We start from the raw sequence: 14,129 nt of genomic DNA, 5'->3' as shown, positions 1-14,129 counted from the left end.
TGAAATCTTATTGTTGAATTTCACTGTAGGTGATATAAACTGATGTTTTTAACTTACCCCTTTTATTAAAAATTTCTAAGGAAATCAAGTTGTCATTTTCATCTTTTTTTTCGATTGTATAATATCCTTTCTGTTTTTCAAGAGTTATTCCATAATTTATTCCTTTTGATTCAGTGTAGTGGTTTATTTTATACTTTCTCAATCCTATTTCAACGGTTTTTCTTTGTAATTTTAAAATACCTTTTTTATCTGTTTTGTAGTATTCAGAAGTCTTTCCATCTTCTGAATATTCAAACTTTTCAATTCTTACTAATTGATTTAATGGGTTATACCAATCTCTCGATGTTACTTTATTTAGATTGTTATATTTTGCTTCTAACCTTAGATAATATTCACCATTCTTCTTATTGTATAATTCTAGGCTATTTCCATTGTTGTCAAAAATTCTTTTTTGGTCAGTTATGGTATCTCCTTTCCTTATTTGATAATTGTTAGTCCTGTTTCCATCATTATCATAAAGATATACGATGTAGTCCAAGGTGTCCTTTTTTGAGGTAATAATTGCTTGGACAAATTTTTTGTCTGTATCTAAAATTGTTACAGTTTTGGAACCTTTATCTAGAGCAGATGAGAGTGTGTTAGTATTAGTCAATGGATTCCAATCTTTGTCGTAATATGTAACTAACTCTCTATGGTTCAGCGTGTCTTTTTTATTGTAAACTGTAGATTGTATTGTCTTTATATGTCTTGTATTTTTTGGATATTCCTGCGCAAAACTATTAGAGCAAAAGAAAAGTATAATAATTAGTAACTTTATTTTCATTTTAGCATTTTTTTTTAAATTACTTACAACGTTGTTGTATACTGAACTATATATCAGTTTATATATCTATATAGTTAAACTATACCAACAAGTAGTTAAAGTTATTTATACAATTTTTTTGTTAAATATATCATTTTCTTAAATAGCCACCAATTTTTTTTAACTCTTTTGTGTTAGGTAGATGCCATTGACTAAAAGGTTAGTAGTTGGGTATGCTTAAAACATAGGTAGGTGTTGATACAAATAATCAGGAAAAACCCTTAATTTGTTGTATAAAAATCAATATAAAACCCTAAAATTATGATGTTTATAAATTTTTAACTAAATTGTAGCGCAATTCACATTACAAATTCATTAACTAAAAACAAAAAGTAACAAAAGCAACCAACTGGTATCAGAACACAAAGAGATAGAATTTGACAGCAACATGCTTAAAAATGAAGATTGGCTAACTACAGAAGATTTAATGGACTATTTAAAAATTAGCCGATCTAAAATTTACGAATTGCGTAAAAAACGAATGATACCAAGCTTAAAAATTGGTAATGCACCCATGTTTCCTAAAATGTTAATCAACAAAATCTTTCTACCACTCGCACAACAATCTTTAAACAACAACGCTTTAGAAGACAATCAATAAACCGTTAACCTTTATAACTCAATACTTGCGCATCCATTAAAAAAGCGCATTAGCCCAAAACAAATAGATTGTTAGAGCATAATGCGCTTGTAATGGAGATAATACACTTTTAGGCAATCTCCTTTTTACCTCAACATATTTAAACCACGGTTAACGGGCCTAAATAAGTACTGGTAGCAGCGTAATTGGTGCCGTCTTTGTAAAAAGAGGCCCAAAGTTCTACCTCAAACCCTTCCATAAACTGCGGTAAGGTAACACTAGCAGTCGTAGCATCTCTAGTAGCAATAGCTGTATTGCTATAAAACAAACCCAAGTCTGGTGCGTACACAACAGCCATTAAAACATCGGTAGTAGTAGCTTTACCTTGGCCGCTGTTGTCAAGCCAGTTCAGATTTACAATTCGCCCAGTAGCAGCAGTAGCACTAGCGCCATCCAAACCTCTTAAATCACCTTTGCTGATCAACACCTTTTCGTAATCCATTATCATACCTTGTGCCGTGCTTACCACTGCATTTTTAAGATGATAAGAAGTAGCCAAATTAGCGCGCGATTTATCACCTTGCGAACTCCCAAAGTACGCACTTAAAATTGTCGTAATCGGACTCAAGAATGAAATGACTGTTTTAAATTTTGCACGTTGCAGCTCTTGTCTGTCAGTTGGGGTATACTTACCATGCTGAGGCAAACTGCGCATTACATTTTTACCTCGCCAACGCGTACCCACTACACTACCTACTTTACCAGAAAATCCTCCAAGAATCCCTTTTTCAAATGTTGCCATAATTATATATGTTTTAAGTTAATATGCTGTAAAACTAAGGGCTAATCATCTAGTAAACAAAAGCTTGTTAGCAATAAGCACAAACTAGCACAAATAAGTGGGAGTACCTTTTTTTTGAATGCTAATAAAACAGCAAAACACATCACAACACATCAGAACACAAGTAGCTTATCTACAACACCTCAGTAACTTCTGGCGCACATTTCTCTTAATTATATAGGGTTTTGTTCGAGTTTGCTTCGGGTTTTGTTCGGGTACAACTTGAGTGTATTTTTTTTAAATACATGCTTTTCCGAAGAAAACCCGAAGCAAACTGGGAGGAAACTAGGAAAGGGAATAGGTTGGTTTTTGAAAGTTTGGTGGCAAACTTTAGAAATATTTAACTTTAAAACTTTAAAAAGTCCTGTGAGTTCGAGTGAATTTTACGATTGTAATGAGTAATATTTGTATCGAGAACTAGTGATTTAGTTTACTATGTCCCTATGTGGTTAACCCAAAGCCAAACAAAAAGTGAAGCAAATATAAATTGCTATTATTAAGAATACCTACACATATAGAACTAAAAATAAATGTAATGTAATGTATTGTATTGATTATCTTTAAAATACTTATATTTAGGTATCGTATAGAATTTTTATTAGTTTTAACTTTAATGCAGTAATCAACAAGCATTAAAATAATTAATTATGAAAAAACTTGGAATCCTATTCATTTTCTTATTTATTTCTGGCTTACAAGCCCAGCAGGATATTATCTTAAGCTATAATTCAGATAAAAAGAATATAGAAGCTGATAGAACTCAAATAGTAGATAAAAGAGAATATAACATTGTATTAAATAATGTGAATTCGTCCATTGTAAAAGCAACAGTTAAATTAAGATATTTTGAGATTGCTTCTGATATACCAGAAATATTAAAACCGATTTTAAATATAACTAGTTCTGACCAATTAAGTTTTGATAAGGATGATCAAAAGATGTTTATGCAAGCTGTTAAAGATATTGAAGTATTGAAATCATTAGATGAAGAATTTATTTTGTCTGAGGAAAAAGAAGCTTATGCTAAACAAAAAAATATAACAAAAGAAGAGTTAAGTGAATTTGATATAAAGAAATTAAAAGAGCGAATTCAAAACGATATTTTTGAAGATTTATATAGCCTAGCAGAAGAAAAAGCTGATTTATTAGATACATTAAAAGAAGTAATTAATGATTTGTACAAAGAAACATTAATTAATTCTGATAATTCTAAAGCTATAAGTTTAGAACAAGGTATATTGAAAAATTTCAATGTTAGTAATAAAAATGATTTAGTAAAAGAGGTTTCTAGAGCAGTGTATTTTATAAAGGCAGCAGAAATTGTATTTAAATTACGTTTAGAAAAAATAGATAAACCATCCATAAGAATGACTATCCTTTATGCGTATCTTAAAGAAATTGAAACAAAGCTTTCTGTAGAGGGCTATTTAAAAGATATAGAGTTTCTCAATGCTTCTAAAACGGCTACAGATTCCATAAAACTTGAATCTTTTAAAGCAAAAAATACAGGATTACAAGCTGAAGTGATTTTAATAAATAAAAGAACAAATGATACCATAAAATCACAAAAGATTAATTTTTATACTAAACAGAATTTTACATTTGATTTTTCTTCTGGTTTTTTTCATACTAATAAAGTAGATCAAGGATATTATTTAGAAAAAAGAGATACATTAGTTAATAATATACTTAAAGAAAACCCTAAAAAAGGAGATGTTTCTATAGGTGCTTTAGGGCATGTATCTTGGCGTTATACAAGTTGGTTTAAAGCAGGTTTTAATTTAGGAGCATCATTATCTCTTTTTGATGGTAAAACAAGATATTTAGTAGGTACTAGTGCTATTTTTGGTAGAGATAATCAAGTTGCCATTAATCTTGGTGCTAGTTTTACTCAAATAAAAGAGCTATCAAAAGCAGTAAGAGAAGATGATATTGGTTTATATGTAGATGCATCTGTTACTGAGATTCCTACTTTTAATAGAATAAGAAGTGGTTTTTACTTTGGAATTACTTACAATGTAACAACAACCAAAAAGTTTAGGGATAAATAATTTGTTCTAAATAAGATATAAACTATATCCTTATGTGTTCTAACCCAACCACAATAAAAGATAACCCTTGTCAGATCGAGTGAATTTTAGAATTGTAATGCATAAAATTAGTATCGAGAACAATTGTATTTATTACGTTTTGATATGATTTCTCCATAAAGTCGATATGACAAAAACATTCTATCAGTTTGATGATTAGCAAACTTTTGTCCCTTCGAGTGAATTTTACGATTGTAATGAGAAAAATTAGTATCGAGAACTAGTTATGAATTAACTATGTTTTAATAAGATTTCTCCATAAAGTCGAAATGACAAAAATATGCGATCAGTTTGATAATTAACAAACTTTAAAAACATCTAACTTTAATAATTTTTTCACTAAAAACTATGTTCCCTCTGTGTCTATGTGGTCAACCTAAAACTCCTTTCAGTTTCATGATTAGTAAACTTTACATCCTTTAAAAGTATCAACTAAAAAAAAACACTTCTATAAAAAACACCAATCTGTAGATAAAATTATAGCAAACGTCTATTCTCTTTTTTTAACTTTTATTTAAAAGATATCTTTAAACTATTAATACAAAACAAGGTCTTAGTATTGATAAGAAAAGAAGTTTAATTTAAAAATTAAAATTATGAAAGTAAGGATATCAAAGTTTATTTTGCCTTCGTTATTAGTGTTGGCAATTAGTACACAAGCTAATGCACAATCAAGAAGAGATACTAATACTAAAAAAACAACAACAGTAACCAAAAGAACAGTTACTACTAATAACAATACAAGAACAACAACATCAACAAAAAGAATACCTCGATCTACGGTTACGTATAAAAAATCATCGAGAAAAGTAGTTGCTGTAAGAAATGTACCTAACAAACGAGTAGTAAGTCACAGAGGTGTAGATTATTATTATGCTAACAATAGATATTATACCTATTCTAGAGGACGTTATATAGCGATTGCACCAAAAGTAGGCTTTCGTATAAATACTTTACCTAGTAACCACAGAAGAATCCGTTTTAACAACAGAAACTATTATTACACAGAAGGTATTTTTTACATACAAAGCAATGATGTTTATGAAGTGGTAGACCCAGAAATAGGTACCATAGTTTATGAATTACCAAATGAAGTAGAAAAGGTAGTAATAGACGGACAAACATATTATGAATTTGCCAATATACTTTACGAAAAAGTACAAGTAGATGGCATGAGAGCCTACGAAATAGTAGGTATTATAGAAATGAATTAAGTATCAATTTGGTTGATTGGTTAGTGATTGAGGAGTGCATATAATATAAATTATATGTGCTCTTTTTATTTTGGATCAACTGTAATGTATTTTGATAAAACGCTTTCCATTTGAGTGAATTCTACGATTGAAATGATAAAAATCAGTACAAAAACATGAGTTTTTATATTCTGTTTTTTTTGAAACTCCTAAATTATGGAATTATAGGTATTTGACAATCAATGTGATAAAGAAATTAAAAAGGTTCATCTATATAAAACTTCTATTTGTAGACACTTACAAGGCATATATCTATTTTCTTTTTTTAACATTTATTTATAAACTATTTTAGAACTATTAATACAAATTGAGGTCTTAGTATTAATAAGAATTATAAGGGATATCTAAAAAGTAGTAGAACACCCAATTATAAAAAGGGTAAAATAAAGCCTACTAAAAAGTAGGCTTATAAAATGAACTAATAGTAATTCAGTTGGGGGATTGAATAGTTAGAGTACATATCTGTAAAATTTTATGTGCTCTTCTTTTTTAGCATACACTGCTGTAAACTTTTATTAATTACTATAATTAGATTATAATAACTGAATTTTTATAGACAAAAACTTAAACAGATAAGTTATATATTAATCAAATAACTTTTTTGATATATTTTCTGATAAATGTCTTTACTAAACATATACAATTGAGCAGGTCTTTTAGAAACACCTACTTGTTTTTCATCTAAAGGAATAATGTATTTTTTGTTGATTACTTTACGTCTAAAATTACGATTGTCAATTTCTATATTTAAAATAGATTCATACAAGTCTTGTACATCATTAATTGTAAATTTATCAGGCAATAACTCAAATATAATAGGTTCAGACAAACATTTAGTTTTTAAATCCTCATAAGCCTCTAAGATAATCTGTTTGTGATCAAAACCTATTTTAGGCAATTGATTTATAGGATGCCATTTTGCCTGGTAGGTATTGTTTGTTACATCTACATCTTCAGTTTTTAGTAAAAAGTAATAGGCAATAGTAACTGTTCTTACATTAAACTTTTGGTTTTCTACCCATATTAAATCTTTTTCATTATTCAGTCTATCAGGGTCTCCAAAAGCCTTAAATTGTTTCTTATATTGGCCAGTTAAACCCGTCAATTCTTTTAAAACTCTAGTTGCAGAATCATCTAAACTTTCATTTTCATAAACGTGGTACCCAGTAAGTACATAATCATCTACTAATGGAGAATTTGTTTTTTCATCTGCTAAAAAACGTTTAATTAATAATACGTTTAAGCTTTTTGTGTTGGTATCAAAACCAAAAACTACACAATCTACAGATAAGTTTTGTATTAAGTTGTTCTTCATAAATCTCTTTTCAGTTACAAATTTACATAAAATATATTATTAAACGTTATTATAACGTATATAATATATTGTGCTATTCCTAGTTTTTATGGTGTTTTAGGTTAATATTGACTATATAATTGGTAATAAAATATATTTATTTTGTTAAAAACAGCTTTTTGTAAAAAATATTTTTATACATTTGAAAAATAAACGTAAAAATGACGTTATATATTTTAATCTTACTAAAAACTACAAAATGAAATCTACATTACCATCTATTAAAGATAATTTTTATGCTGTAAGATATCACTTACAAGTAAAAAAAAGAAAACATTTAGCAACTGTTTGTTGTTTGGTTTTAGTTTTTTTTACAAACTTATTAAATGCACAAAACACAGAAAAAAACACAGAAAAAAACACAGAAAAAAACACAGAAAACAATACAGACTACAAACCATTTAGTATTAGTGCACACGTGAAAAATATGCATACATGGCATGGTTTTGTCGTACATCCAGGTGCATTATTTGCATCGAGTTTAGAATACAATTCTAAAAACAAGAAATTTACTTTTGGTTTTTGGGGTGGAGCAAGTTTTAGTCCTGTAGATGTAAACAACGTAAATACTGACGAGAACATAAGTGCATATTATAAAGAGTTATCTATTTATACAAAATACCGATTTTCTGATCGATTTTTTATAGAAGCAGTAACACACAATAACTATACAGGAGTAGAGGAAAGAGGAGATAAATTAAGCTATTGGAGTTATGACAAAACACAAGGTTATAATTTTGTTGATGTAAACTTTGGTTATAATGTAACCCCAAATACCTTATTGTATTTAGCAACCATTATTAATGGTGGTTCTGGAGATTACGAAGTGCAAGCAGATGGTAGTTTAAAAGATTCTTGGACTCATTATTTTGAAATTAATAGTAAGATTTGGCAAAATAAAACAGAAAGTTTATCACTTTTTGCTGGTGGTGCTTGGTCTTTTATTACTGATAAAACTTTTTACACTCAAAGCGCTGGAAACATTATTAATGTTGGGGCTACCTACAATAAACAATTGGCTATTAATAAGTATAAAATACCTGTAGATTTAACTTTAATGTGGAACCCAGAACAAGAAAGAACAGTACTTCAGGTAGATATAACCTTATTTTAAAATAGATATTCTTAACTTTCATTCAATAATAAACATCAAAATATGAAAACAAAATCTTTAAAATTCAATTATTACAAACTAATAACACCAATTGCACTGCTGTTGTTTGTATTCAATTTTATAAGTTGTGCAGAACAATTAAATGATAAAGAGGCAACATCAACTTCATCAGAAGGAGTAGGTGATGTTTTTAAAAGCGAAATCGATTTAACTGGTAAAAAAATAGGCTATTGTTCGCCTACATTAAATGCACCTTATTATCAAGCATTATGGCAAAGTATAAAAGCTACTACAGAAAAAAATGGCATGCAGTTTTTATCTGCAGATGGCCAAGATGATATTAACAAACAAATTGCAGCTGTAGAAGATTTAATTACAAAAGGGGTAGATGCTTTGTTATTAAACCCTAAAGATCCTGATGCTCTAGTTGGGGTTACAAAAATGGCAAAAGCTGCTGGTATTCCTGTTTTTATTATAGATAGTTCTATAAACCCAGAAGCAGAATTTGTAACAACTATACAGTCTAACAATTTAGCAAACGGAGAATTAGCAGGAGAGTGGTTGGCTAAAAAGTTTGGTAACAAACCTATGAATATTGCCTTATTAAGTGGTAATGCTGGTAACCCTGTTGGGCGTACTCGTAAACAAGGTTTATTACAAGGTATTACAGAAGAGCAGTTACGTACACAAGGTAAAATCAATTTAAATGTAAAAACCCAAGCGTATACAGAATGGTCTTATGCAGGTGGTTTAAAAGCAATGGAAGATATTTTAGTGGCTCACCCAGATGTAAATGTGGTTATTACAGAGTCTGATGTATGTGTGTTAGGTGCAATTAAAGCCATAAAACAAGCTGGTAAAACCGATGATATTTTAATTGTTGCAGGTGCAGACGGACAAAAAGAAGCTATTAAATACATTATGGAAACTGATTTTTATGGTTGTACTGCCATGAATAGTCCTGTGCAAATTGGTAAAAATGCAGTAGAATATGCAGTTATGTATATGAATGGTAAAACTGATTTTGATAAAAAATCGTACACAGCACCTTTGTTAATTACCAAAGAAAATGCAGCTAAGTATTACAACCCAAATGCAATATTCTAATTTTTAAAAGATTTAACATGAAAAATTCAGCAAGCGAATATCGCTTAAAAATGACAGGAATATCAAAAAATTTTGGTGTTGTGTCTGTATTAAAGAATGTGAATCTTAAAGTAAAGTCTGGCGAAATTCATGCTTTACTAGGTGAAAACGGTGCAGGTAAATCTACTTTAATTAAAATATTAAGTGGAGTACACCAAAAAGATGCTGGACGTGTGGTTTTAAATGGTGAAGAAATTACACCAAAAAACACGCATGAAGGTCAGGTGTTAGGTATTAATGTAGTGTATCAAGAATTGTCTTTGGTAAATGATTTATCAGTAGCAGAAAACATATACCTACATAAATTAGGGGCAAATAAAACTTGGATGAACTGGAAAGGTTTAATCAATGATGCACAAGAATTATTAGATTCATTAGATTTTAAAATAGATGCATCAGCAAAAGTTAAAAACCTAAGTATTGTACAAAAACAAGTTGTAGAAATTGCGAAAGCAATATCAGAAGACACCAAAGTGTTAGTTTTAGATGAACCAACTACTGTTTTTGACCCAAAAGATGTAAAAAAACTCTTTCAAATATTATTTAAGCTAAGAGATCAAGGAGTTTCTATAATATATATATCACATCATTTAGATGAGATTTTTAAAATCTCAGATACAGTTACTGTGCTTAGAGATGGTGTAGATACAGGGAGTATGCCAATTGTAGAAACTGATAAAGATGGTGTAATTCATTTAATGATTGGTAGAGAGTTAAACGAATTGTATCCTAAAAGAGATATAAAAATTGGTGAAGTGCCAATCTTTGAAGTAAAAGATTTAACTGCTAAAGAAACACTAGTGCATGATGTTTCTTTTGATGTAAAACCAGGTGAAGTATTGGGTATTGCAGGTTTAGGAGGAAGTGGAAGAACAGAAACTGCAAAATTGATTTTTGGTGCTGATAAAAAGAAATCAGGAACCTTACTTTTAGAAGGTAAAGAAATTAAAACGAATTCTCCTGTAGATGCTGCAGGGTATAAAATTGGTTTTGTATCCGAAGACAGAAAAGAAGAAGGTGTTTTCTTACCACTTTCTATCCGAAGAAATATTAGTGTTACCAGCTTCGATTCTATTTCTAGTAAACTAGGTTTTATAAATGTAGATAACGAATACAAAAAAGTGTTGAGTTTAATTAAAAAACTAAACATTAAGGCACCAAACTCTGAGGTAGATGTAAAAAACTTAAGTGGTGGTAATCAACAAAAAGTAGCCTTAGCCAAATGGTTGAGTATTGATAGTAAAGTTATTTTTATTGATGAGCCAACAAGAGGAGTAGATGTAGGGGCAAAAATTGAAATTTATAACCTTATTAATGAAGTTGCCAAAAAAGGTGTTGGTGTGGTTGTAATCTCATCAGACATGCCAGAAATTATGGGTATTTCTGATAGAATACTAGTTATGCACGAAGGTACATTTTATGGCGAATTACAAAAAGAACAATTTTCTGAAGAAAACATTTTGCGTTACTCAATAGGAGAACCATTAAAAACAATATAATTAAACTAATTAAACTTACAAATTATGGCTTTAACAATAAAAGAACAACTTAGCAGTCCTGGTGGCATTCTTAAGTTTTTAGTAAAGTATAATACTATATTCATTTTTATTTTATTAGTAATTTTTTCGGCACTAATTTCAGATGTATTTTTCACCTCTGTAAACCTTTCTAACTTATTAAAACAAGTGTCTGGTATTGGTATTATCAGTATTGGTATGCTCATTGTAATTCTTACAGGTGGTATAGATTTATCTGTAGGTTCTATGGTAGCTTTATTAGCGGTTACCTTTGCTATTTTAGTTAATATTTTTGCATTACCATTGGCAATTTTAATGACAATAATTATTGGCTTTGGTTTAGGAAGTATTTCTGGCTATTTGGTTGCGTACCAAAAAATGGCTCCATTTGTGGCTACTTTAGCTTTAATGACAATTGCAAGAGGGTTAAGTTTTATTTACTCTAAAGGTTCGCCTGTTACATTTACAACTGTTGGTGGTAAATTTATGTCAGATTTTGCAAATAATTCCACTTTAGGTATTCCTAATATTGCTATTGTATTTTTTATCATTGTAATCTGTGCTATGGTTATGTTGCGTTACAATGTTTTTGGTAGATTAGTAATTGCCATTGGTAGTAACGAAGAAGCCTCTCGTTTATCTGGTATAAAAGTAAATAAATACAAGTTTTTAGTATATGCAATTTCTGGGGCTTTGGCTGCAACTGCTGCAATTATTGTTGCTTCTAGAACCAATTTAGGATCGCCAAATATGGGTATGGCTTGGGAGTTAGATGCCATTGCTGCAGTAGTAATTGGTGGAGCAAGTTTAAATGGTGGAAAAGGAACAGCCATTAATACTTTAATGGGCGTACTAATTTTAGGATTAATAGGTAATATTTTAAACCTATTAAATGTGCCTTCTTATCCGCAACAAGTGGTAAAAGGAGCCATCATTATTTTTGCAGTATTATTACAACGTTTTGACAGTAAATAAAAAAAATCATGAAAAATATAAAATTAAATAACAACACATTCTCTCAATTTTCTCAACAAGCTTCTATCCCCCAATATGATAGATCTAAGGTGAAAACTGGCATTGTACATGTAGGTATTGGAGGCTTTCATAGAGCACACGAAGCCTTTTATACAGATCAATTGTTGCACAAAGAAGCTTTAGAAAATTGGGGGATTTGTGGTGTTGCCTTATTAGATTTTGACACTAAAATTTATAATACGCTGCAAGAACAAGATGGTTTATACACCCTAATTGTAAAAGAATTAGATGGTAGCCATACAAGACATATTATTGGTTCTATTGTAGAGTGTTTATTTGCACCAGAAAATCCGAAGCAAGTCATAGAAAAAATGGCAAGTGAAGAGGTTAAGATTATTTCTTTAACTATTACAGAAGGAGGTTATAATTATAATGAAGCAACAAAACAATTCGATTTTACGAACCCATTAATCATTCATGATTTAGAAAATCCACAGGCTCCAAAAACCATATTTGGCTATTTAACACAAGCCTTAAAATTAAGAAAAGAACGTGGCTTAAAAGGAATTACAATTCAGTCTTGTGATAATATACAAGGTAATGGACATATGACACAAAATATGTTATTGAGTTATGTAGCAGAAGCTGCACCAGAATTGGTAGATTGGATTGACAATAATGTATCTTTCCCTAATGCAATGGTAGATCGAATTACACCAGTTACAGCACCAGAAGATATTAGCTATTTAAAAGAAACTACAGGTATAGATGATGCTTGGCCAGTAGTTTGCGAACCTTTTAAACAATGGGTTATAGAAGATAATTTTATTGCTGGTAGACCAGCTTGGGAAAAAGTAGGGGCACAGTTTGTAGAAGATGTGGTGCCTTACGAAAAAATGAAATTAAGTTTACTAAATGCAGGGCATTCTGTAATTGGTTTATTAGGTGCTTTAGTAGGATACAATACCATTGATGAAGCTATAAATAACACAAATATCAGAACTTTTTTAAATCATTATATGGATGTAGAAGTTACACCCACTTTAGGCGATTTGGAAGGCATTAATTTACACGATTACAAACAATCATTATTAGAGCGCTTTGGAAACATTAATATTAAAGATCAGATAGACCGTATTTGTTCTGAGACTTCTGCAAAGTTCCCAATTTTTATATTACCAACAATTAATAATCAATTGGCAAATAAGGGCGCTATAGAATTAGCCGCTTTTGTAACAGCAGCTTGGGCAATTTATAGTTTTGGCGAAGATGAAAAAGGAAACCCTTTAGCAATTAAAGATGCTTTAAAAACAACTTTACAATCTAAGGCGATTGAAGCACAAACAAAACCAGTAATATTTTTAGAAATAGATAGTGTTTTTGGTGATTTAAATACCAATAGTACTTTTGTAAACAGTTATACTAAAGCGTATAAAGACATTCAAAATAAAGGGGTAGAAGCCTGTGTAATTACTCTAAATAATAAATACGATAAAACAAAAGCTTAATGAAAAATATAGTTTGTTTTGGCGAAGTTTTATGGGATATTTTTCCAACTCATAAAAAAATAGGTGGAGCACCATTAAATGTCGCTACTAGGTTAAAATCATTAAACAATAAAGTATCAATTATTACCAAAATTGGCGAAGACAAAGAAGGTGAAGAAATTGCTGATTTTATTAAAAAACAAGGCATCAGTGAAAAAGGGGTTCAAATAGATACTAGTTTAAAAACAGGGACAGTAGATGTAGTTTTAGATAAAAACGGAAGTGCATCTTATACCATTCAACATCCTAGAGCTTGGGATAAAATAGATATCAATAAAGATGCAAAACTATTAATAGCCAATGCAGATGCATTTGTGTATGGTAGTTTAATAGCTAGAGATGCAGTTTCTAGAGCCTCTTTAAATGAATATTTAAAATGGGCAAAATATAAAATTTTAGACATCAATTTAAGACCACCACATTATGCCATACCCGTTTTATTAGAATTGATGAATGAAGCCGATTTTATTAAATTTAATGACGATGAAATTTATGAAATAGCCAAAGCTTTAGAAGCAAACATTGTAGGTTTAGAAACAACCATTAAATGGATGGCCACAAAAACAAATACCGCTTGCATTTGTGTTACTTTAGGCAAAGAAGGTGCAGTGCTTTTTAAGGATGGTAACTTTTATTACAACAAAGGTTATTCTGTTAAAGTGGTAGATACTGTAGGAGCAGGAGATTCATTTTTAGCAACATTAATAGACCAGTTGTTAAAGGATAATAATCCACAATTTGCAATTGATTATGCATCTGCTGTGGGTGCTATTGTTGTGGGTTCAGAAGGAGCAAATCCTAAAATTACTAAAGAACAAATACTAGAAATACTAAAAAAATAAGTGGGCTT

The 14,129-nt window shown here is 30.0% G+C and carries 12 protein-coding genes; 9 read left to right on the top strand and 3 right to left on the bottom strand.

Annotated features, from left to right (window positions below; genetic code table 11):
* Positions 1-7: 7 nt before the first annotated feature.
* On the bottom strand, positions 8-823 hold the full coding sequence (locus ACJJVK_RS14610; protein ID WP_405567251.1) for a hypothetical protein: 816 nt from the start codon (positions 821-823) through the stop codon (positions 8-10).
* 427 nt (positions 824-1,250) lie between these two features.
* Between ACJJVK_RS14610 and ACJJVK_RS14605 the strand changes: the two genes are divergently transcribed.
* Positions 1,251-1,463 carry a helix-turn-helix domain-containing protein gene (locus ACJJVK_RS14605; protein ID WP_405567248.1) on the top strand — a complete coding sequence of 71 codons (213 nt, stop codon included), beginning with the start codon at positions 1,251-1,253 and terminating at the stop codon, positions 1,461-1,463.
* Positions 1,464-1,602: 139 nt separating this feature from the next.
* On the opposite strand, the gene ACJJVK_RS14600 is transcribed toward ACJJVK_RS14605, so the two are convergent.
* Entirely contained in the window at positions 1,603-2,244 is a 642-nt protein-coding gene (locus ACJJVK_RS14600) for a DUF6266 family protein (RefSeq protein ID WP_405567245.1), read from the bottom strand.
* A 686-nt stretch (positions 2,245-2,930) separates the two neighbouring features.
* On the opposite strand from ACJJVK_RS14600, the gene ACJJVK_RS14595 reads away from it, so the two are divergent.
* Both ACJJVK_RS14595 and ACJJVK_RS14590 read left to right on the top strand, forming a co-directional pair.
* Positions 2,931-4,334: a hypothetical protein gene (locus tag ACJJVK_RS14595; RefSeq protein WP_405567243.1), complete on the top strand. Its 1,404-nt coding sequence runs from the start codon at positions 2,931-2,933 to the stop codon at positions 4,332-4,334.
* Between the two features lie 635 nt (positions 4,335-4,969).
* Positions 4,970-5,587, top strand: coding sequence for a DUF6515 family protein (locus ACJJVK_RS14590; RefSeq protein ID WP_405567241.1), 618 nt, complete (start codon positions 4,970-4,972; stop codon positions 5,585-5,587).
* A 616-nt stretch (positions 5,588-6,203) separates the two neighbouring features.
* Here the strand turns inward: ACJJVK_RS14590 and ACJJVK_RS14585 are convergent.
* Entirely contained in the window at positions 6,204-6,941 is a 738-nt protein-coding gene (locus ACJJVK_RS14585; RefSeq protein ID WP_405567239.1) for an NrtR DNA-binding winged helix domain-containing protein, read from the bottom strand.
* A 238-nt stretch (positions 6,942-7,179) separates the two neighbouring features.
* On the opposite strand from ACJJVK_RS14585, the gene ACJJVK_RS14580 reads away from it, so the two are divergent.
* The 6 genes from ACJJVK_RS14580 to ACJJVK_RS14555 are packed head-to-tail and all read left to right on the top strand — an operon-like array spanning position 7,180 to position 14,121.
* Entirely contained in the window at positions 7,180-8,094 is a 915-nt protein-coding gene (locus ACJJVK_RS14580; protein WP_405567238.1) for a hypothetical protein, read from the top strand.
* A 42-nt stretch (positions 8,095-8,136) separates the two neighbouring features.
* Positions 8,137-9,201 carry a substrate-binding domain-containing protein gene (locus tag ACJJVK_RS14575; RefSeq protein ID WP_405567236.1) on the top strand — a complete coding sequence of 355 codons (1,065 nt, stop codon included), beginning with the start codon at positions 8,137-8,139 and terminating at the stop codon, positions 9,199-9,201.
* A gap of 17 nt (positions 9,202-9,218) precedes the next feature.
* Positions 9,219-10,739 carry a sugar ABC transporter ATP-binding protein gene (locus ACJJVK_RS14570; RefSeq protein WP_405567233.1) on the top strand — a complete coding sequence of 507 codons (1,521 nt, stop codon included), beginning with the start codon at positions 9,219-9,221 and terminating at the stop codon, positions 10,737-10,739.
* A gap of 24 nt (positions 10,740-10,763) precedes the next feature.
* Positions 10,764-11,732, top strand: a complete 969-nt coding sequence (locus ACJJVK_RS14565; protein WP_405567230.1) for an ABC transporter permease — start codon at positions 10,764-10,766, stop codon at positions 11,730-11,732.
* Positions 11,733-11,740: 8 nt separating this feature from the next.
* A complete protein-coding gene (locus ACJJVK_RS14560) occupies positions 11,741-13,240 on the top strand; it encodes a mannitol dehydrogenase family protein (protein ID WP_405567228.1) in 1,500 nt (499 codons plus the stop codon).
* Positions 13,240-14,121, top strand: a complete 882-nt coding sequence (locus ACJJVK_RS14555) for a carbohydrate kinase (protein ID WP_405567225.1) — start codon at positions 13,240-13,242, stop codon at positions 14,119-14,121. Before ACJJVK_RS14560 ends, ACJJVK_RS14555 begins: the two co-directional genes overlap by 1 nt.
* Positions 14,122-14,129 lie beyond the last annotated feature (8 nt).

The sequence above is a fragment of the Polaribacter sp. Asnod6-C07 genome (assembly GCF_045063625.1).
Lineage (GTDB): Bacteria > Bacteroidota > Bacteroidia > Flavobacteriales > Flavobacteriaceae > Polaribacter > Polaribacter vadi_A.
This window is presented reverse-complemented; position numbering and strand designations above follow the sequence as displayed.